The 19,253-nt window shown below is 69.8% G+C and carries 19 protein-coding genes and 1 pseudogene; 3 read left to right on the forward strand and 17 right to left on the reverse strand.

Going from position 1 to position 19,253, the window contains the following annotated elements; genetic code table 11:
- Positions 1–173: 173 nt before the first annotated feature.
- The 6 genes from OHS57_RS37560 to OHS57_RS37585 all read right to left on the reverse strand — a co-directional run bounded on the left by OHS57_RS37560 (position 174) and on the right by OHS57_RS37585 (position 8,179).
- The gene (locus tag OHS57_RS37560) at positions 174–1,505 is read right to left on the reverse strand and encodes an MFS transporter (RefSeq protein WP_443043036.1); all 1,332 of its coding nucleotides are present in this window, start codon (positions 1,503–1,505) and stop codon (positions 174–176) included.
- Positions 1,489–2,601, reverse strand: coding sequence for a bifunctional class I SAM-dependent methyltransferase/NUDIX hydrolase (locus OHS57_RS37565; RefSeq protein WP_328584963.1), 1,113 nt, complete (start codon positions 2,599–2,601; stop codon positions 1,489–1,491). The genes OHS57_RS37560 and OHS57_RS37565 overlap by 17 nt, the downstream gene beginning before the upstream one ends.
- 145 nt (positions 2,602–2,746) lie before the next feature.
- The gene (locus tag OHS57_RS37570) at positions 2,747–3,583 is read right to left on the reverse strand and encodes a GNAT family N-acetyltransferase (protein ID WP_328584964.1); all 837 of its coding nucleotides are present in this window, start codon (positions 3,581–3,583) and stop codon (positions 2,747–2,749) included.
- Positions 3,584–3,684: 101 nt separating this feature from the next.
- Positions 3,685–4,611, reverse strand: coding sequence for an aminoglycoside phosphotransferase family protein (locus OHS57_RS37575; protein ID WP_328584965.1), 927 nt, complete (start codon positions 4,609–4,611; stop codon positions 3,685–3,687).
- Complete coding sequence (locus OHS57_RS37580) at positions 4,608–6,098, reverse strand: NUDIX hydrolase (protein WP_328584966.1); 1,491 nt, start codon at positions 6,096–6,098, stop codon at positions 4,608–4,610. Before OHS57_RS37580 ends, OHS57_RS37575 begins: the two co-directional genes overlap by 4 nt.
- Before the next feature lie 140 nt (positions 6,099–6,238).
- Positions 6,239–8,179, reverse strand: a complete 1,941-nt coding sequence (locus OHS57_RS37585) for an ABC transporter ATP-binding protein (protein WP_328584967.1) — start codon at positions 8,177–8,179, stop codon at positions 6,239–6,241.
- 415 nt (positions 8,180–8,594) lie between these two features.
- Here OHS57_RS37585 and OHS57_RS37590 point away from each other — a divergent pair, with 415 nt between their 5' ends.
- Positions 8,595–8,873 carry a hypothetical protein gene (locus OHS57_RS37590; RefSeq protein ID WP_328584968.1) on the forward strand — a complete coding sequence of 93 codons (279 nt, stop codon included), beginning with the start codon at positions 8,595–8,597 and terminating at the stop codon, positions 8,871–8,873.
- Between the two features lie 353 nt (positions 8,874–9,226).
- On the opposite strand, the gene OHS57_RS37595 is transcribed toward OHS57_RS37590, so the two are convergent.
- The 11 genes and pseudogenes from OHS57_RS37595 to OHS57_RS37645 form a co-directional block, all read right to left on the reverse strand.
- Positions 9,227–10,138 carry an NYN domain-containing protein gene (locus tag OHS57_RS37595; RefSeq protein WP_328584969.1) on the reverse strand — a complete coding sequence of 304 codons (912 nt, stop codon included), beginning with the start codon at positions 10,136–10,138 and terminating at the stop codon, positions 9,227–9,229.
- A complete protein-coding gene (locus tag OHS57_RS37600) occupies positions 10,135–10,773 on the reverse strand; it encodes a GntR family transcriptional regulator (protein WP_328585256.1) in 639 nt (212 codons plus the stop codon). The genes OHS57_RS37595 and OHS57_RS37600 overlap by 4 nt, the downstream gene beginning before the upstream one ends.
- Positions 10,750–11,715, reverse strand: a pseudogene (locus OHS57_RS37605) (NAD-dependent epimerase/dehydratase family protein); the annotation flags it as partial. The gene OHS57_RS37600 and the pseudogene OHS57_RS37605, both read right to left, overlap by 24 nt.
- Complete coding sequence (locus OHS57_RS37610; protein WP_328584970.1) at positions 11,712–12,536, reverse strand: zinc-dependent metalloprotease; 825 nt, start codon at positions 12,534–12,536, stop codon at positions 11,712–11,714. The gene OHS57_RS37610 and the pseudogene OHS57_RS37605, both read right to left, overlap by 4 nt.
- Positions 12,537–13,063: 527 nt before the next feature.
- Positions 13,064–13,189: a hypothetical protein gene (locus tag OHS57_RS37615; protein ID WP_328584971.1), complete on the reverse strand. Its 126-nt coding sequence runs from the start codon at positions 13,187–13,189 to the stop codon at positions 13,064–13,066.
- A gap of 50 nt (positions 13,190–13,239) precedes the next feature.
- On the reverse strand, positions 13,240–13,845 hold the full coding sequence (locus OHS57_RS37620) for a hypothetical protein (RefSeq protein WP_328584972.1): 606 nt from the start codon (positions 13,843–13,845) through the stop codon (positions 13,240–13,242).
- A 177-nt stretch (positions 13,846–14,022) separates the two neighbouring features.
- The gene (locus tag OHS57_RS37625) at positions 14,023–14,571 is read right to left on the reverse strand and encodes a hypothetical protein (RefSeq protein ID WP_328584973.1); all 549 of its coding nucleotides are present in this window, start codon (positions 14,569–14,571) and stop codon (positions 14,023–14,025) included.
- Positions 14,568–15,008, reverse strand: a complete 441-nt coding sequence (locus OHS57_RS37630; protein WP_328585257.1) for an ATP-binding protein — start codon at positions 15,006–15,008, stop codon at positions 14,568–14,570. Before OHS57_RS37630 ends, OHS57_RS37625 begins: the two co-directional genes overlap by 4 nt.
- 305 nt (positions 15,009–15,313) lie before the next feature.
- Positions 15,314–16,096: an SAM-dependent methyltransferase gene (locus tag OHS57_RS37635; protein ID WP_328584974.1), complete on the reverse strand. Its 783-nt coding sequence runs from the start codon at positions 16,094–16,096 to the stop codon at positions 15,314–15,316.
- 424 nt (positions 16,097–16,520) lie between these two features.
- A complete protein-coding gene (locus tag OHS57_RS37640) occupies positions 16,521–16,940 on the reverse strand; it encodes a hypothetical protein (RefSeq protein WP_328584975.1) in 420 nt (139 codons plus the stop codon).
- Positions 16,941–17,078: 138 nt separating this feature from the next.
- Positions 17,079–17,474: a hypothetical protein gene (locus tag OHS57_RS37645; RefSeq protein ID WP_328580436.1), complete on the reverse strand. Its 396-nt coding sequence runs from the start codon at positions 17,472–17,474 to the stop codon at positions 17,079–17,081.
- A gap of 179 nt (positions 17,475–17,653) precedes the next feature.
- Between OHS57_RS37645 and OHS57_RS37650 the strand changes: the two genes are divergently transcribed.
- On the forward strand, positions 17,654–17,893 hold the full coding sequence (locus OHS57_RS37650) for a hypothetical protein (protein ID WP_328580435.1): 240 nt from the start codon (positions 17,654–17,656) through the stop codon (positions 17,891–17,893).
- Positions 17,893–18,270 (forward strand): fic family toxin-antitoxin system, toxin component, encoded by a 378-nt coding sequence (locus OHS57_RS37655; protein ID WP_328580434.1) that lies wholly within the window; start codon positions 17,893–17,895, stop codon positions 18,268–18,270. Before OHS57_RS37650 ends, OHS57_RS37655 begins: the two co-directional genes overlap by 1 nt.
- Positions 18,271–19,253 lie beyond the last annotated feature (983 nt).

The following is a 19,253-nucleotide window of genomic DNA, read 5'->3' on the forward strand; positions in this document are numbered from 1 at the left end:
TCACGGTGAATCGGATGTGTGCCAGGGCTCGAACAGTGACGGTCGGCCGACGTCTGTCAGCGGGCGCACGGTGCGTCAGCTCGTGAGTTGGCACTGACACCACGGCTCGGCGCGGTGACATCGGCCCTCCATCAGGCAGCCGAGGCGCACGCGTCCACCTCCCCACCGCAGTGTCATGCTGCCTTCTGGACGGTTGTGGCGGCGGGCAGGGGCATGGCCGTCAGGCGGCCGAGCTGGGTCACCAGCAGCAGGAGGGGCGGTAGGCACAGGATCGCGGTGCCGACCCACATCGCCGCGGAGACCGAGAAAGCGTCGCCCAGAATCCCGGCTGCGGCTGACGCGAACGGCCGGGAGCCGGAGACCAGCCACGTCGAGGATTGCTGGGCCCGCCCTTGCAAGTGAGGCGGGGTCAGCTGCTGGCGCACCGATCGCTGTGTCGTGCCCGCGCAGGTCGCGGCCGCCATCTGCGCGGCGCCGGTGAGCGCGAGCACGGTCAGCCAGCCGGGACCCGGCCGGGCCAGGAGCAACGGGACGCCCAGGGCCGGGTACAGCCCGAAGGCTCCCAGCATCACCGGGCCGGGCCCGAACCGTCTGACCAGCCGCGGTGCTTGCAGCGCTCCGACAACGCCACCAACGCCGGACACGCCCATCACGATGCCGAGCCCGACAGCGCCCGCGTTCAGGACGGTGAGGAGGTAGTACGCCCGGTACACCTCGATCAGGGCCCCGCCGATGCCGGTCAGGAGCAGGCTGAGCACCAACGGGCGGACCACGGGGGTACGCGCGACGAAGGCGAGGCCCTTGCAGATGGCGGGGCCCAGTCGCTCCCGCTCCCGGGCGGGGAGGGCGGGGTTCTCGACGAGTCGGATGCGCGTGGCGCACCAGGCGGAGAACAGGTACGACAGCGCGTCCAGCCAGAACGCACGGACCGCCCCCAGTGCGGCCACGACCCCCGCGCCCGTGTAGGAGCCCAGGGCGTCCGCGAGGCTGAACGCGCCGCCGACCCGTGAGTTGGCCTCGTGGAGCTGGGGCCGGGGAACCAGGTCGGGCACGACGGCGATCGCGGCCGCCAGGTGCAGCACAGTCGCCGCTCCCACGATGAGCGCCACACCGTAGAGCACGGGGAAGGACAGCCATCCGCCGAGCGCGGTCAGGGGAATCACGGCGACGGTTGCCGCGGCAATCAGGTCGGTGCCGATCAGTACCGGTCGTTTCGGGTGTTGGTCGACGTACGCCCCGGCCGGCAGGGCCAGCACGAACGCGGGCACCTGGGAGAGGACCGCGAGGGTGGCGACCTGGCTGGGGCTCGCGTGCAGAGTGAGAACGGCGAGGGCGGGCAATGCCACGGTGTGTGACGACGTCCCCAGCAAGCTCGCCGCCTCCCCGGTCAGGTACGCCCTGAAGGAAGGGTGCGCGCGCAACGAGAAGGGGGCCGGTGGTTCGCCACTCTCTGGTGGTTCCGGTTTCGCGCGGGTCACCTCGTCGGGGTCAGGCACCTTGTCCACCTTCCGTGACGAGGTTTTGCTGATCTTCGGACCGTTCTGCCGGTAGGGGGGAGACAGTGGGGGAGCAGGTGTAGGAGTGGATGGGCGGCAGTCCCGGCAGCACGTCGGGCCACACTGCGTTGAGCGCGTGCGCGGTGGGGACGAAGATCGTTCCGAGGGTGGCCAGGGCAGAGACGTCGTGCCATTCCCAGCGCACGAAGTGGTGCGGTTCGGGTAGGCCTAGTTCGCCTTCCCAGGCGGTGACGCGGACGACGGCGGTGATGCGCCGTACGTCGAGCCGGTCGTCGTGGAGCACGGTGATGACGTGAGCGCCCTCCACGCCCGCCGTCAGCCCGGTTTCCTCCGCCAACTCCCTGACAGCGGCCGCCGGTGCGGCCTCTCCTGTCTCGATCCGGCCGGCCGGCAGCTCCCACATGCCCAGGATCGAACGGCCCAGCAGGACCCGTCCGGACGGATCCGTGACCACCGCCGCGGCACCGAAAACCGCCTGCGGCTCGGGCCGCTGCTTCTCCTTCGTACGCAACGGGCCAACCGGGCCGCGTAGGACCAGCAGCGCCAGATCCGACGCCTCGAACCGACCGACCTGTTCCAACCCGTCGGTGAGCGCGCCCAGTTCATCTTCGTCCAGTCCGATGCGGCGCTGCTCCTCGTCCGTGTCATGTGTTGCGACCGGTGTGATCACGATGAGGACTCCTGGCTCGCGCAGCCGGGCGGTCAGCCGGCGCACCGTGCGGGCACGATTGCGGATGAACGCAATGGACAGCCGCATGACGATCAGGTCGTACCCGTCCTCCGCAAGCCGGTCCAGGTCGTCATGCTCCACGTCCAGGCACAGCCAGCGCGCCCCCTCCACCTCGGAGTGTTCCGCGCGAGCCCGGTCCAGCGCACCCTCGGCGAAATCGACACCGTCGACGGTGTACCCCAGCGAGCCGAGGTAGCCGACCAACTCCCCGGTGCCGCAGCCGATATCGAGCGCCCTGCCGCCCTCAGGCGGCAGGGCGTGCTCAACGAGGAGGCCCTTCTCCTCGTCCCCGAGCGGCTGGAAGCCGCCTCCGTCGGCGTAGTGCTGGGACCAGTTGTTCAGGGTGTAGCCCACAGATCACTCCTCGGTCCGCCGGTCGGGCACCAACACGATGCTGCTCTTCATTCGTTGCCCCAGCCCCAAGTGCCGAAGTACGCGGCCGCGCCGGTGCGGCGGGCCTCTTCTACCGCGCTCAGGCGCGCGAAGTCCCGGGCTGGCATCAGCGCCTTCCACTTGGCCAGGGGTAGGACGCGGACCTCGTCGTGCTCCTGTGGGTTGAGGGTGATGCCGCTATCTGGGCCGTGGTGAGTTCGCCGCCGTCGAAGACCATCCCGATCGTGCTGTAGGGCCACTGGGCGCCGGGCAGCCCGTACACGGTGGCCAGCAGCCGAGGCGGGCCGGACATGGCCAGGCCGGTCTCCTCCCGGCACTCGCGCACGGCCGTCTCCCAGGGCCGCTCCCCGTGGTCCATCGTCCCGCCGACCAGCTGCCACGGGTGGCCGGACGAGTAGACGGAGTGCAGCTGGAGCGGGCGGCCGTCCTGATCGGTGAAGTGCACGCACGCGAACGCGGTGGCCTTCAGCACCGTCTCGGCGTACTGCTCGGGCGGCACCCACGCCGGACCGCTCCCCGGCGCTGATGCAGTTGCCGCTGGGAGACGCGTCATTCGCATCAGCGCCGGACTCCCTGTGAAACCCAGGTCGCGGTAGAGCGGCTGGGCATCCACGCTGGCGTGGAGCTCGAACAGAGTGACGTCCTCGGCGTCGGCGAGATGGTCGAGCAGCGCTGTGACCACCGCGCGGGCGTAGCCGCGGCGCCTGAAGCCGGGGCGGGTGGCCACGATGTGCACGCGGGCGGCCAGACCTCGGGGGTAGGCCGGGGCTGGGAGGACAGGGTGGATCAGGCCGAGGGCGCAGGCGGCCATCGTGCCGTCCGGTGAGTCGATGACGAAGGCCCGCGCGTCTACTGCCGGACTCCGGCGGGGCGCCAGCTCGTCCGTGCACCGCCCGATCCATTCCTCGCTGAAGGGGCGGGACAGGACATGTTCGGAGCGCATCCGGATGATGTTTTCCGCATCAGTAGACGTCGCCGCGCGCACCAGAACGTCTCCGGGGGCAGTCTGCGGCTCGGCTGCGGTGGTGGGGGCACGGTCTGCGTTCACCAGGTTTGTCCTGTCGGTGAGAGGGGTGCGTGGTGTTCGGCGCGCAGCCGGGCCAGTGTGCGTCGGCCGCGCTCGACAAGCTCGGGATCACCATGGGCAGAGCCGTAGGCGATGCCGCTCACCGAGTCGAGAGCTGTGTCGATGACCAGCCGCGCCGTCTCGGCCGGGGCCAGGGGCCTGCCGTACCCGGTCAGGAACGCCGCGAACAGGTCGGGGCGGCCGGCCCAGGCGTCGGACAGGCGGACCAGGTCCCGAACGGCCGGCCCCGGCTCGCTGCGCTCGAGGTCGATCACCGCTACGAACGGCCCGGGGTCCTCTTCGTCCGCTGCCGCCGTGATGTCGGGGGCGTAGAGGATGTTGCGGAGTTGGAGGTCGCCGTGGGTCTCCACCCACTCCAGCGGCTCCAGGCGCCCGGCCTGCACAACGAGATCCCGGACGAATTCCTCGTCGCCCGGCTGGAGATGGGCCCGCGCCGCAGCCAGATGCCGGTCCGCCTTGTGGAGGGCAGGTCCGCTGCCGGCCGGAGCGGAAAGGGCCGGGCAGGACTGGTGGATACGACGCGCCAGGGCGCCGATCCGGCGGAAGACCGCTCTCTCCTGCTCCGGGGCCAGGACCACGCCATGCAGCGGACGGCCCGGCACCGTAGTGATCACCACGGCCCGCAGCGACTCGTCGGCAGCCACCAGCCGCGGCGCGGCCGCGCCCACCGCCACCGCCCACGTTCGCAGGCCCCGAACCTCCCGACCGTGGAACCGCTGGTTCTGATGCACCTTCACGTACCAGGTGCCGCCACGTGCACCTCGGGCCCGCCACACCCGGCTCTCCTCGCGCGCCCACGACGTATCCGTCCACTCGGTGACCCGGCCGACCGCCTGTTCCGCGAACTCCACGATCGCTGCGTCGGGACGGCTGGTGACCGTCATCGCCTGTCCCAGCCCGTCTGTGAGTACAGTCGCCCGGCGAGCATTCCGTCGATCGCCTGCCGGGTGTAGGGCACGACGGTGGCCGGGAGATCCTTCGGGTTCCACCACCGCCACTCCACGCACCGGTCGGGTTCCAGGACGGCGGGTCTGCCGGACCACGTGCGGGCACGGAAGACGAGTTGCATGCGCGGCCGCGCGGACGGCGAGTCGACGAGGTGGACGACGTGTACGAGCTCGACGTCGCTCGCCTCGATGATCAGTCCGGCCTCCTCCTGGGCTTCTCTGATCAGGCAGTTGACCGCTTCCTCGCGTTCGCAGTGACCGGCGAGGAAGTGCCACGCGTTGCCGGCGAACGGCGAGTCGGGGTGGCGCAGGCCGAGGAGGATGCGGCCGTGGGTGTCCTCCAGGTAGAGGTGGACACCCACGATGTGCAGCTCGGTCCCCTCCGGCGCCTCTGCGCGCAGCAGCCGGGCCGGAATCGGCGGGCTGCCGGCGGGGGGATGTTCGGCGGCGTGCCGGCGGATGAAGTCACCGAGACCGGGGCTCAGGTTCAGTCGCTCCAGCATGTCCGGGGTGAACCACCGCAGCAGCACACCCTCCTGCAGGTCCACGGTTTCCGGGTCACCGTTCCAGCGGGCTTCGAAGACCTGGACCGGAACCGCGAAGCCGTCGACGCTCGTTTCCTCTTCCAGCGCGTACGGCGCCAAGCCCTCGACTTGAAGGCCGGGAACCTCCTCGGCGAGTTCCCGCCGTAGGGTCGCTTCCACACTGACGTCGCCGCGCGTGCGGCCGCCGCCGAGCAGTGCGAACGTGCCGGGGGCCCAGATGCCTTCACGCTGGTCCCGCAGGTGGAGCAGGTATCTGCCGTGACCGTCGTGGATCAGGGCGGAGGCGTTGACGGGCTCCGGCCGCCCGTCCAGACCCTGGTTCCGGGCGTCCAGAAGCTTGGCGCGCAGGGTCGGGGAGCGGACGTCGGCGAACTCCAACCACCTGACGCCGGCGACCTCTTCGTCCTGCAGGACGAGCCGGGGGTGCTGCTCGGGAACCAGGTAGAAGACGAAGCGGAATTCGAAATGCCGGTGTGCGGCTTCGCCGCTGGCGGGGTTGGCGTCGATGGCATGGACGTCGATATCGATCGGAGCGCCGAGGAACTGCGGTGTCAGGCACAGGTCGCCGGGCCGGAGGCCGGTCTCCTCACATACTTCCCGCAGCGCCGCGGCCAGGAGCATCCGGTCGCCCTCGACATGGCCGCCTGGGTTGAGGAGCAGCCCCGTGATCTTGTGGCTGATGTGCAGAACGCGCTGTTCACGGTCGATGACTACTGCACTGCAGGTGACGTGGCCGGGGAGTGCGGTTCGGTCGGCCGGGTTGTCGGCGCCGTCCAGAAGGGACAGCAGCCCGGCCAGGGATTCTCGCTCCTGCGGATGCCGCGCCAAGTATACCTCGGCGGTCTTGCGGATGTGGGTGTGGCTTAGCGACACGGGCATCTGCTCACCTTCGGCGGGATGTTGCGCTCGGGGCTGGGTTCTGGCTTGCCGTGTCCGGTTGTCTGACGGCGAGGTCGGCGAACCTGGCGGACTCCGGCCGTTGTCGGACGGCCGGGGCCGGCTCCGGACTGCGGCGGAGTTCAGGTCGGATCGGGCGCACCGCCGGTGCGCTGCTCGAGTTCCCACAGGGTCCGAAAGAGCCCGGGCTCGCGGGTGAGCTGGGCGTACGTTCCCTCCTGGATCAGCCGGCCCTGGTCGAGGACGACGATCCGGTCGGCCGCGGCTACATTGGCGAGCCGGTGCGTGATCAGAAGGATGGCCCTGTCCTTGGCCAGGTCCCGCAGGCCGGTGAAAACATGGTGCTCGGCTCGGGCGTCGAGGGCGGCCGTCGGCTCATCCATCACCAGAAGGCTGGCTTTCCGGTGAAATGCCCTGGTCAGGATGACGCGTTGCCACTGCCCGCCGGACAGTTGGTGGCCGCCGAACCATTCGCTGGTCAGGAGGGTGTCGAGGCCGGAACGGAGGGCGGGCAGCATGTCCGCGGCTCCGGACGCCTCGCAGGCCGCCAGGAGTGCGGCGTCGCTGGTGTCGCCCTGCCCCAAGGTGACGTTGTCGCGCAGCGTCAGCGGCAGGTAGGTGAACCGCTGCGGTGCCACCGCCACGTGCTTCCACGCCTCCCACGGTTCCAGCCGCGCGGTGGTTCTGTGGTCCCAGGCCACTTCCCCGGAGGTCGGCAGCAGCAGCCCGCAGATCAGCCGGGACAGCGTCGTCTTCCCCGACCCGTTCTCCCCGATCAGCGCCACGATCTCCCCGCGCCGTACCGTCAGCGACACCCCGACCAGGCTGTCCTTCTCTGCGCCGTCGTACCGGTAGGTGACGTTGCGGACCTCGAACCGCTCCGGCGGCGCCGACAGCACCTCGGAGCCACGGGAGGCCACCATCGCCTGCCCATGGGCGTTGTCGATGAAGTTCTGCCAGTCCTGCACGTACCAGCCGGTGCGCACCAGCCGGGCCCCGCCGTTGATGATGCCCCGCACCGAGCCGGTCGCCGTCTGCAGGGCGAAGACCGCGCCGCCGCCCGCCGCCAGGTCCATCCGGCCGGAGACCAGGAGCCACAGCAGGGTCGCCCAGACCGCCGCCGATGCGACGCCGCCGGCCGCCGCGCCGGCCAGGCCCATCCAGGCCCCGGTGTTCGCGGCCTCGCGCTCCGAGACGTTGACCGACGCGGCGAGGCGCCGGTAGCGGCCCAGGAGGAACGGGCCGGCCAGGCAGGCCCGCATCTCCTCGCTCGACTCCATGTAGGACATGTGCCAGCGCAGCTTGTGCAGCATCCGCCGGCGCCCCGACGTCTCCAGGCCCGCGAGGTACACCACGCGGGCCGCGCGCACGTACGCCGCGGCCTGCGGCAGGCACGCCAGGAGCAGCAGAGGCAGGAGAACCGGGTGGATCACGGTGAGGACCGTGGCGCCGGCGGCGAGGGTCGCCGTGGCGGCCAACACGTCCTGGGCTTCCTCGACGAGGTCAGGGGTGACCTGCGCGCCGCGGTCGGCGATGTCGTACTGGTCGTTGTACCCCGGCTTGTTGTTCGCCGCGGCCTCGGCGCCGAGCGCCGCCTCGACCATGCTGACTTCCGCGGCACGGGCGAGCACCGGCCGCAGCCGCCCGGTCAGCCAGGTCACCGTGACCCCCAACAGGGCGCGCAGCCCGGCAGCCACGGCGACGACGGCCAGCTGCGGCGCCGCCTCCCGCAGCCGCTCGGTGATGTCGCCGGAGGCGATCAGCGCGGTGAGGGTCCCGGTCACGGCAAACAGGCCCAGCGCGGCCAGCACACCGGTGCCGATCTGGCACGCGAGCAGCCCGGCCGTCGCGCCCCGGTCCACCTGCCACGCCATCCGCAACGACCGGCGCACCAGCACGGGCAGGCGCCGCGCCATCGTGGTCGTCGTCATCTGCGCGCCGGCTTGGAGCCGGGACTCGTCCCGGTACTGGAACTCCTCCTCCTGCGCCGCGCCCCCGCTGTCCGGTGGAGTCCCCTCCGCTTCGTCCGTGCTCGGCTGTGCGGCTGTGCTGCCCGAGGTCAAGTCGATCCCCCTGTCGGTCGGTCACGGCTGGTACGCAATGCTCAACGACGCAACCCCTGATATCGAACACACGTTTTTCGGTCGGTCCTGAAGTCCCGGGAGAGAGCGTTCGAGGACCCGTGGAAACTGCACCGACCCAGCTCCTGCAACGGCACTGCCACCAAGGGCGGTTGGCCGAATCGCCGAGGTTCCCAAGCGCCGCACGCCCACCGGCTCCTTGGCCCGTGTGGGGCCGGGCGGACTTGTAGAGTGCGTGGCTTCCGGAACGCCACGACCCTGTGGAGCTGACTGTGCACGTGCTTGGCGGCCGCCTTCGAACGGCGGGTCTCGGCGGAACCCCTCCTCGGGCCGAGCGGAGGGCGATGACCTGTGGCGATCACTGATTCCGACATGGCGGGAGTGCTCACCGCCTACCTTGAGCGCTACCCGAAGGAGGCCGGACAACTGGCGGAGCCGCTGCGGCTCCTGGCCGAAGGCCGCGGTGAACCTCGCCCGCTCGGTCGCCGCCCAACGCCGCTACGACGAGAGCATCGCGCTGTGGGGTGAGGCCCTGACCGTGATGGACGGGGTCGCCTCCGAGCGCAACCGGCGCGAAGCCAAAACGATCCACGCCACCACGACCCGCTGGATGCGACGTGGGATCCCCGGCGCCGCAGGCCTGTCCCAGCGTGCCGCCGAAGTCGCCCGTACCTGACGCGGGGAGAGGACGGCGGTTCGATCTTCGGGGGTGCCGGCTGACAGTCGGCTGGTGTGAACCTCGTCGGTGCGGAACCGGCCGATGCGCGCCAGCGCTTGCAGCTCCGGGCCCAATCCTCACACCGGTGCCGTCTCGGCGGCTGCAGAGGTCCGCGTTGCCCTCCAGGACGTCACCGGGCCGGGACGGAGCCATGGCCGCCGCGTGCAATCGCACGGCTGTCGGCATGCGGGACTGGTGCAGACCGTGACCTCGTCGAGAACGTTGAGCACCGCTCCAGCACGGACACACCGCCGAAACGGAGCTGACGGATATCTGGGGCCCCCGCGAGGCACGACATGGACCCGTTGGGGTCAGTACTGCGATTGAAGGTGATGCCAGAATCCGTCGCGCAGGGTTCTGCGGAGCATGGAGTGGCCTCGCAAAGACCGCTGGAGGAGTCTCTCCGCGTCGATCAGCAGGTCCTGGTCCACGGGGCCTGGCAGGTAGGGCAGGCCCGGCAGGAGTTCGCCCATCGCTTCCCGTCCCCGTTCGACCAGCCAGGTGGCGGCGATCTGCGCGCCGACGAACCGGGCCTGGTCGCGTGAGGGCGGCGGGTCGCCTTCGTGCTCGTAGGTGGTGACCGGCCGCCGGGTGACGTACGGCTTGCAGAATTCGAGGTCGAAGGTGCGCTGGCTGTCGACCTCCCAGAGCAGCGGCTCGGCCTGGTTGCGCCCGTCGGCGGCCTCGATGCCCCACAGATGCACCCGCGCCCCGTAGCCCTGCGCGGCCTCGACGGCCGACACCAGGTCCTCGTCGCCGCCGACGAGTGCGGCGTCGCTGATGGCGCGGTGCCGGGCGAGCGATTCGAGATCCGTACGGATCAGCGAGTCGACGCCCTTCTGCTGGTTGTTGGCGTTGAGATTGCCGAGCCGCACCTTGACGTCGGGCAGCTCGGCGATGGACTGCTGCTCCGGGGTGTGGATACGGCGCCTGGCGCCGTCGTACCAGTAGACGCGCAGCAGCCTGCTGTCCGCGAAGATGATCCTGGCTTTGTCGATGAAGGCCTCGATGAGCCCTTCGGCGTCGAGATCGAACGACCGCCGGTCCTCGGTACCCGTTACAAGCAACCCGGCCGCAGCATAGACGTAACCGGCGTCGACGAAGATGGCATGCGTGGACGGAGTCTTCGCGACCTCGGCGAGCATCCTCTTCAGCAGTGCGTTGGTGCGCTCCAGCCGGGCGCCGATGTCGCTGGTCTCTGGATCGATCTCTGCCTCACTCATCCCGAATTCGGCCTGTGCTGCTGCAGCTTGGTGGATCCGCCCGGCGGTGTCGTCAACGCGCGCTGCAGTTCCCACCCGTACTCACGAACCCTGGCCACGAGGGTCGAGTAGGAGACCAGGCACCGCGGGTCCCGGCTCCAATCTACGAGCCTCATTGTTTCGCCCCACGCGGGGTATGGGGTCTCGCCCGGGCCAGTCCGTCCGGTCATGCGCAGCACGTCGTCGCGCGACAGTTCGCTTGCCAGGTGGGAGACCAGTGTGCCGTCCCTCCGTCGGTCGGATACGAACAGGAGTCCTTGCGTGATGAGGGGTGCGAGGCCGGCGCGGACAGTGGTGACGGAAACGCCGAACTCGGCGGCAAGACCGGGCAGGGTGGGTATCCGCGCGTTCGCTGGGTAGACCCGGTCAGCCAGACGGTTGCGCATAATCTCCTCGATGCGTACTGCGGTGATCCTGTCGTCAGTTCCGCGAGTTCCCGCGTCGCGGCGTCCAGGAATCGTCGAGCCGGCCGCCCTCGTGGTCCCGAGCTGCTTTGGGTCTTCGGCTTCCTGGACGAAGCCGCTTTCCTCACCGCGGAAGAGAGTTGAATCGTGGACGGGAGGAGTGGTGGTGCGGCGCGCCGTCTGCGCCCAGATGTCGGTCAGTGACTCCTCCAGGTTGATCCGTGGGCGCCAGCCGAGCCGGTCGCGTGCGGTGCGTACGTCCGCCTGCTGCCAGCTGCCGCAGCCGTCGGGGTAGGGGAACGGGCCGGCGCCGAGCTGTTCCGGCGCGGACTCGCCGCGCTGGGCGCCGATCGGCGCGTGGCCGTGCCGGGCGGGGCCCGGGGCGTCCAACTCGTGCAGCGCGCCCGCGTATCCGGCGACCCTGGCCAGCACGGCGGCGGCGTCCCTGAGCTTCACGGACCGTCCGGTGCCGATGTTGACGATGCCCTGTGCCGCGGAGAGGGAGGCGGCGTGCACCGCGCGGGCCACGTCGCGTACGTCCACGAAGTCCCGCTGGACGCCGAGCCCGGCGAGCTTCAGCTCGCCGTCGCCGCCCTGCATGGCGCGGCGCATGGCCTCGGCTAGCCGGCCGAGCGGTGAGCCCGCCGGGGTGCCGGGTCCCACGGGCGAGAAGATCCGCAGCACGACGGCGTCGAGCCCCGCGCCCAGGACGAGTTCGGAGGCGGCGAGCTTGCTCACCCCGTACGGGCCGCCGGGGCGCGGTACGGCGTCCTCGGCCGTGGACGAGCCGTGCGGCGACGGGCCGTACTCGGAGGCGCAGCCGAGCTGGACGAGCCGGGCGCCGCAGCCGCTGCGGCGCAGCGCCTCGCAGACGGTGGCGACGGCGACGGTGTTGTGCCGGATCAGCTCGCGCGCCCCGCCCCGGGTGGCACCGGCGCAGTTGATGACGACCCCGGGGTGGACGGCGTCCAGGAAGCGGGTGAGCGCTCCGGGGCTGCCGCCCGCGAGGTCGAACCGTACGTCGGCGTCGTCGCCGCGGCCCAGGGCGGTGAGATGCACGGCGGGGTCGGCGAGCAGCCGGTCGGCCACGAACCGGCCGAGGAATCCGTTGGCGCCGAGCAGCAGGACCCTCATCGTGCGGCGGGATGGTCGGAGATCCGCTGAACCCACTGGTCGGGCGAGGAGCGCTCGCGTCGGGTCGGCAGGAGTTCCGGCTCGGTCCAGACGCGGTTGAAGGTATCGATTGTTCCCATCTCGATGGCTTGCTGGACGAATGCCGCAGCTCTCTCTGCCCGGCCGTCGTCGCTCATGCGACGGCGTGGCGCGGCGAGCAAGGTCGCAGCGCGCCGCGACCAGGACTGGGCGGTGCTGCTGTGTGGTGGCTGGTAGCCGAGTTGGGTGCACACTTCGCGGGCGGCCCACCGGGCGTGGCCGAACGTGACGTACCACGACGGATGAAAGAGGGCCTTGTGCGCGTACGGCCATATCTTCTGGGGGACGACGGCGCCTTGGCTGGTGGAAATCTGACCGGCTGTCACCAGCGCTTCGACGAGGTGTTGCTCATAAGCGTGCTCAGGTGCCTTCTGGCCCTTCAACCGCATGGCGTCGGGTGCGAAGAGGAGCCTCGGCTGGAGGATGCTGTTGGTCACCACGTCGACGGGGTGGCCGGCGCGGACAACGATCATCCGTGTCACTAGAGGCGCTTTTGCGATGCGACGGTGTTGGGAGGTGGTGAGATTTTTCCCGGCGGTCTCCCGTTGGAGGAGGCCCTTGATGAAGTCGGCGTAATCGGCGGCCCTCCCGTGGGGATCATGGAGCGTGCAGGTGATGGTGGGAGGCAGGGGGAGACCGCCGGTCTCCTCCACGAGTGGTGCTGCCGCCGTGAGTATCTCGTTGGCCAGGGCGGCCATCTTCGGGTTACTCCCGGTCCTGTCGTCCACTGTGATCTGGGTCATCGTTGTGCTCCTGCGGTGAGGGAAGTCGCGCTGTCGACCTGGAACCGGGCGGCAGTGTGGATCCGGTGGTGAGACAGCGCGGTGATTCGGACGGGGATCGTCAGGGGGCCCGCTGCGGTGCGTACGTGGACCACAGCTCTTCCGTCCCGCCTGCAGGCCGGACGGGTCAACCAGCCGCGGCGGATGCGGGTAAGCACAATCTCAGGCACAGATGGTCCTCATGCTGTTCGTGGGTGTGGTTGCGGCCAGTTGTCTACCGTCGCTACGGCCGCGCTATAGGGCCGTCGGGATACGGTTCTCGGATCAGGTGCGTGTGCCGAACTGTCCGAGCAGCCAGGAGACCGGCGGCGTGAGCCACTCGGCCGGAGTGCCGGCGCGAGGGCAGACGGGCGCAGGGCAGATAGCCGGGTTTCCTTCCCAGCAGCCGGTGAGCAGTGCGCGCGGCACGGATTTGGCAGTGGCCTCGGCGAGGGACCATTCGCGTGACGGGCACCAACTGGTCCGCAGGTTCGCCGGGCTCCGGGCGGTTAGCGGTCGGCCTTGCGGCGCCCGAGTACGCGGGCCAGGCTGTCCTTGCCGGCGAACTCGTAGGAGAGGTTCTGCCGGGTGACTCCGGCGGCCCGTGCGACGTCGACTACCTGACGTCGGAGCACGGCTCGTCGCCGACGCCCACCGTGCGGCATTGAGTAGAGATTCGCGCGAGTCAGGTGGCTGCCGCAGCAAAGCGGATCAGGGTGGTGCGGTGCAGCTCCCGGACGACGTGGCGGGCGACGACGAACGGCAGGTCAGGCGAGTCGAAGAGGACCAGCGCGTCCGGGTCGGGCACTCCGGGTTCGCCGGGGCGGGGGTAGAGGGTGCCGCGGACGCCGATGTGTTCGGCTTCGCGGACGCGGAGCTCGACGTGCCCTTCGCGCAGGCGCGGGCACCACTGCGGGGCCATCTTCGCGCAGATCTTACACATGGGTGGGATGGTGGTGTGTACACCGTCCCAGTGGTCCGGCGGGGTGTCGTCGTACAGGGGCAGCACCCAGGTCATGCCGTTCATGTAGCGTGCGGCCGGGGCTTTGCACCCGGCGCAGAGCAGTCCTTCCATGGCTTTCTTCTGGCGTGCGGGGTGGAGTTCGGCGGTGTACTGGGGTTGTCCGGTGGGGTCGCCGGTGCACTGTTCCCACAGCGTGTCGAGGTCGCGGTGTAACTGGTCCTGGTGGGGGTCGGCGTAGTGGATGCCGGCCGGGGTGATGACAGGTTCGGGATGGGAGATGGTCTCTCCTGCCCAGGGGATGACGTAGGGCACGATCGGCCTGCGCATGGTGTTCCTCTGTAGGTTGCGGTGAGTTGAAGCTTGGCCCACCAGCGTGTTTGTGCCTGGGGACGGTCTCGGCTTGGTTGAACTGGGCCTGCGGCTGGGAGCGGATTCGCCCCCGCTGCAGGGGGTCTGGCCCGTGCCTGCCCACGTCCTGGGGGCAGCGTTGACGGGCACGGGGGATCAGGTGGCGCTGGTGAGTTGTTGTGTGAGTGCGGTGTGCGGAGGTGGTTCGGGCCGGAGTTGGGCCAGGGCCTCGCGGAGTCTTGACGGTGGGACGAGTCGGTCGCTTGCGGAGGGCCGCAGCCAGTAGGGTCCCGGGGGAGCGGAACGATTCAGTGGCGGCAGGGTGATCGTGTGTGGTCCTCCCACGCACACGCCATGAGTGTGTGGGGCCCAGAGAGTGGATGTTCCGGGTGGGACGAGCCAGTAGAGCCATCCGCTGTCGGGGTCCTCGATGACGGGGCCGCATCCCCTCTGCAGCTCGTCCATCCGGGCGACCGCGGCGTGGGCCTGGATGCCGGAGGCGGTGATGACCACGTCGAACAGGTTGCCCCCGAGGCGTACACAGGTGTCCCGCCGCTGGTCGACCGCGAGAAGCGTCCGGATCAGCTCCGCGAGGTCTGCCATGTCCTCGGCAGGCTCTCGCCCCAGTCCGGCGGCTTCGATCAGCCGGTCCATCATCTGAACACCGATGACGGACGCCTCGGCCGTCAGGGCCGACACGGTCACAGGTCCACCTGCCTCGGCTGCATCGTGGCGCGGACGGTCTTGCCACCAATTTCCGCACAGACGAACCAGGAGAGGACGGCGCCGTGCTGGGTCGCGTCCTGGAGCCCGCCACCTCCCATGTCGCCGGTGACAGCTTTGTCGAAGACGGGGAAGGTGGGGTTGGGGTCGGAGACGTCGATGAGGAGTTCACAGGCTTCGGTGATGCTGAGGCTGGCATGGAGGCGTTGCCCGGGCCGCTCGGCGGTAAGGCCGTGGTGTACGGCGTTGTCGACGAGGCTGTGCAGGACGTGGATTGCGGTCTGCCGGTCGCCCGGCCAGCCCAACTCGACAAGGACTGCCCGGGCTTTGAGACGGGCGCGTGCGCCGGCGCTGGAGCTTGCGGGTAGGCCGAGGGGGATCGTCCGGATGACCGGCGCGGTCTTCGCGGCTGGTTTCATCACGGTCGCTCCTTCGGCCAGGGGGAGGGTGCACCAGGTAGGTGCAGGGTCTGCGCCGGCGCGACGCAGTGCGGGTCGACTGGGGGACCGGTCGTTCTCCGAGGTCACACTCCGGTGCTCTCCGTAGAAGGCGCGGACGCCGATGCTGTGCCGGTCACGATGACCCGTGGTGCCGGGCGACCACCCCGGCGAGCAGCAGTCGCCCGCGCTCAACGGGCAGTTCCGCTTGCTCAACAGACACCCGGGCACCGCCCGCAAGGAAGCGGGCACCGAGAGCCGGTCCGCAAGGAGTTGACGGGGTGTATTCATAGGGTGCCTACGCCTGTGTAGATGGCGCTGCGCTCGTCCACCGGGGCGGCGTCGTTCTTGTGCCAGTGGGGTGCGGGGACCAGGCCCGGGCTGACCAGGTCAAGGCCGTGAAACAGCCGGACCACCTCCTCGCGCGTACGTGACGTCACGCCGATACCGCCCCCGTTGTAAGCACCGGTGATCTGGTCCCCGAGCTGTGGGTGGTGGTCGAAGGTTCCGTGGGAGAGGACCAGATAGCTGCCGGGTGCGAGGGCGTCGATGAGGGTGCGGGTGATCGCGTACGGGTCGTCGGTGTCGGGGATGAAGTGGAGCAGGGCGATCATGGACACGGCGACGGGCCGGCTGAAGTCCAGGTGTGCTGCGGCGTGTTCGAGGATGGCGGCCGGGTGGCGGGCGTCGGCGTCGATGTAGTCGGTCCTGCCCTGGGGGGTGCTGATGAGCAGTGCCGCGGCGTGTGCGAGGACGATGGGGTCGTTGTCCGCGTAGACGACCCGGGCGTGGGGGTTGATGTGCTGTGCGATCTGGTGGAGGTTCGGTTCGGTGGGGATGCCGGTGCCGATGTCGAGGAACTGGGTTATCCCCTGGCCGGCCAGCCACGCGGTCACGCGATGCATGAATGCCCGGTTCTGCCGTGCGGTGGCCTTCGCCATCGGCGGTAACTTCTCGCCGACCTGACGGTCCACCAGGTAGTGGTCCTTGCCGCCCAGCAGCCAGTCGTACACCCGTGCCGGGTGCGCGACACCTGTATCGACCTGCGGTTTCGGAGTCCGGTAGTTCATGTGACGTCTCCAGCCCGGCTGTGTGCCGCGGTGGTGTCACCGGCGTGGTCCGCGACGTACGTGGCGCGGTTCTGCACGGCGGGCGCACCGGCGCGCCCGCGCGTAGGAGGGCATGGCGGTGTGTGGTGAGGCAAGGGTGTGATCATCAGAGTTTCCTTGGCGCTGGCTTGGTAGCCGGGGATCAGGATCAGAGGAGAGAGGAGATAGGCGGAGGAGGAGACAGGGGGAATGAGGGGGGAGGGGCTGCCGGGGCGTCGTTTCCCGTCGCATCAGAGGCTGGGGGAGCCTTGTGGTCAGGGAGTGGGCGGACGCCCCGGCGGCCGGTCTTCCGGTGGTGAACACCGCATGCGGCCTGTCGCCGGCGCGACTTCGGGAGCCGTCGGTGTGCCGTTCGCCTGCCGGGCGTGTGCCGGGCCGGTGGTCGTCAGCGCTGGTACGAGTTCGGTCTGTTCAGGTGGGGGGGGGGCGGTCGGTCCGACCGCTGACCGCTGATCACGTTCATGAGCGCGGCGGCCAGTACGCGGGTGTCGGTGTGCAGGTGGCCGGAGTTGGGGGTGATGAGCCAGTACGGTCCGGGCGGGGACTGTTTGCTGTGCGGGGGGAGGATGACGAAGGTGCTCTCGCTGAGTGGTGAGGACTGCGGGCAGGTCCAGTGTGCGGTGCTGCCTGGGGGGACAAGGAAGTACAGGGCCCGGTCGGTGGGCTCGACCATGACGGCGCCGGGTTTCGGCAGGGCGTGCAGGACCTGCAGGCCGACGAATCGTGGGATTTTGACCGCGTCCCATTCGAGGCCGGCGGCTGCGATTCGGGTGTGGCCGGCCGGCGCGTGGTGGGGCCTGTCCATGGTCCGCCTCTTCCGTGTGCCGGGTAGATGCGAGGACAGTACGGCTGCACAGAGGTCAGGACCCGGACTGAGAGACCGGGTGGTCCCCCAGTACGGGTATCGGTGTGAGGGCCGCCAGGCTGGTTGAACCAGCCGGGGTCACAGAAGATGGAGCCGTTCGGCCAGCTCGGTTGCCTGACGCCGGTAGGTGGGGCGTCCTCGTTCCACCAAGGACACGACCAGCGTGCGGGCGAGCGGACTGCGCTGAAGGTCCTCCGGCGCGAACTCCTCGAGTTCCAGGAGGTGGATCAGCACCGCCGCGTCCTCACGGCGCAGGCTGTAACACTGGGCAACCGACAACGCGAACGTGAACTGCCGCTCCCTCGACGGAAGCCGAGCGGTCTCGACCTTGTCCGCTACGCGCAGCGCCTCCACGGCGTTGCCGTCGAGCATTTCCGCCGAGACGGCGTGCAGGAAGGCGTTGGTGGGGCCGAACGCCCTCCGCGCATCGCGCTGCTCCCCGCGCTCGCAGGGACGGACCCTCGATGGCGCCAACCTGCGTCAGGGTGAACGGCTGCTCCCGCATGACGCGGGTCGCAGAGTCGTGGTTGCCGTCCTTGCTCAGCGGCGGGGCGGACGGCCGGCACCGCCGAACGGGGGCTGCTCATTCAGTCCGCGCGCCGCCCGCGTCGCTTCCCGGCCCCACGCCTGGTAACGCCTGTTATCATGAGGGTATGGCGAAGACACAGCTAGGCGCGCGCGTCGACAGCGAGATCAAGCAACTGGCGGAGGCCCGGGCCAGGGACCGCGGCCTGAGCCTCGGCGAATACATCGCTGTCCTCGTGCACGAAGACAGCGAAGGGCTACGGCAGCGGGGCTTGGCCGCCGCAGAGCGGTTCCTCGCCGAGCACCAGAACGTCTTCGACGAAGCCGAAGACGTTGACTGCCGCCCCCCCGGAGCGCACGCCGCCTGATGGACCTGCACATTGATGTTCCCTGGATCTTGCAGGTCGCGGAGATCGCGGGGGCGGCTGATCCCGCCCCCGACGACTATGGGGTTCCGGTGGCTGCCGTCGCCGCTCACCGGGCCGAGTTGCTGGATCAGCCCATTTACGGCGGCCCCTACGCCTGCGCTGCCGCCCTGATTCACATCCTCGGCCGCTGCCGGTGGCTGGAGCGCTCCAACTTGGCCGTGGCCGCTGCAACGGGCGTGATGTATCTGGAGGCTGCCGGGATCCCCGTCAAGCCCGCTAAGGAGGACGCCATCGCCCTGCGCGACCTGCTGCGAGACCCCGCCTGCACCGCAGCGAGGATCGCCGCCCTGCTGCGCGACTGGCCTAGGCCCACCTGATCTCCCAGCCGGGCTCACCTACTGGCCAGGCCGGTTGCAGGGAGAGCGTGTTGTTGGTCGGCCTTGCCCGGTTGGCCGCTCTCGAAGGAAGCCGAGGCACGCCGCCCCGGTCAATCCTGCTGACGGGCTGGACTAGAAGAGGAACGGGTCGTCTTGGTCCCCGTGCTCCTGGTCCTCGCCGAACAGGCCGATCTGCCGGGCGCGTGCAGCGGCACGAGGTCCAACGATCAGGGGCAGGACACCAAAGAGCCGGGGTGCTCCCGGCGCATCCCTGGCTCGTCATGTCGAAAAACCCGCCCCATGCCCAGCCGTCCGGCAACCGGACCCGCGGCGATGAGCCGGTGACAGAACGGGCATTCCACGCGCGGCATCATGCCCACCAGTCACCCCGCTGCTGGCGGGCCGTTGCCGAGCCGGGTTGGGTTTTGCCTCCCCATGCCCACGCCACGAGGGCGGCACACAAGCGCAGTCGTCTGCCGCACGGTTCATTCATCTCCGCGGATGACCGGAACCTGTCGGGCCGCACAACCCCTCGGAACGCAGTCGCTGACCCACTCTTCGTGTCGGCCGCCGGGCGCGACGCCGGGTTCTTCGGATCGGCACGCCGATTCCTGGCCTTCATCTGCTTCTTCGCGGCTCGCTCGACGGCGCCTCCTGCGGGTTCGGTCAGGAGCGTTCGACCGGCGGAGGTGAACCGGTGAGTGAGAACTCGCTGCTGGACGCCGGAGCGTTCTCTCCGCGCGGGTGAGGTTGAACCGGCCCCGGTGCGATGGCTGGCGGGTCATCTGGGCGTGGGATGGGGATGGGATCCTCGCGTAGCTGCGTTCGTCGGTCGGGGGTTTCGTTCTCAGGGGCGTGGTGTGTACTGTCCGCGTCGCGACGGCGGTGCCCGGGGCCGACCATTGCGGCCCGACCGCGAGTCCGACCATGGCCGTCACCGCCCCGACCGTGGAGTGGTGACCGGTCAAGGTGCTGCGGATGAT

The organism is Streptomyces sp. NBC_00370, assembly GCF_036084755.1.
In the GTDB taxonomy this organism is placed as follows: domain Bacteria; phylum Actinomycetota; class Actinomycetes; order Streptomycetales; family Streptomycetaceae; genus Streptomyces.

Coding starts and splice junctions, on each gene's coding strand:
- OHS57_RS37570 (WP_328584964.1), bottom strand. CDS start 3,583: ATGCGCTCCGAACATGTCCTGTCCCGCCCCTTCAGCGAGGAATGGATC.
- OHS57_RS37575 (WP_328584965.1), bottom strand. CDS start 4,611: ATGACGGTCACCAGCCGTCCCGACGCAGCGATCGTGGAGTTCGCGGAA.
- OHS57_RS37580 (WP_328584966.1), bottom strand. CDS start 6,098: ATGCCCGTGTCGCTAAGCCACACCCACATCCGCAAGACCGCCGAGGTA.
- OHS57_RS37595 (WP_328584969.1), bottom strand. CDS start 10,138: ATGAGTGAGGCAGAGATCGATCCAGAGACCAGCGACATCGGCGCCCGG.
- OHS57_RS37610 (WP_328584970.1), bottom strand. CDS start 12,536: ATGACCCAGATCACAGTGGACGACAGGACCGGGAGTAACCCGAAGATG.
- OHS57_RS37620 (WP_328584972.1), bottom strand. CDS start 13,845: ATGCGCAGGCCGATCGTGCCCTACGTCATCCCCTGGGCAGGAGAGACC.
- OHS57_RS37630 (WP_328585257.1), bottom strand. CDS start 15,008: ATGAAACCAGCCGCGAAGACCGCGCCGGTCATCCGGACGATCCCCCTC.
- OHS57_RS37635 (WP_328584974.1), bottom strand. CDS start 16,096: ATGAACTACCGGACTCCGAAACCGCAGGTCGATACAGGTGTCGCGCAC.
- OHS57_RS37640 (WP_328584975.1), bottom strand. CDS start 16,940: ATGGACAGGCCCCACCACGCGCCGGCCGGCCACACCCGAATCGCAGCC.
- OHS57_RS37650 (WP_328580435.1), top strand. CDS start 17,654: ATGGCGAAGACACAGCTAGGCGCGCGCGTCGACAGCGAGATCAAGCAA.
- OHS57_RS37655 (WP_328580434.1), top strand. CDS start 17,893: ATGGACCTGCACATTGATGTTCCCTGGATCTTGCAGGTCGCGGAGATC.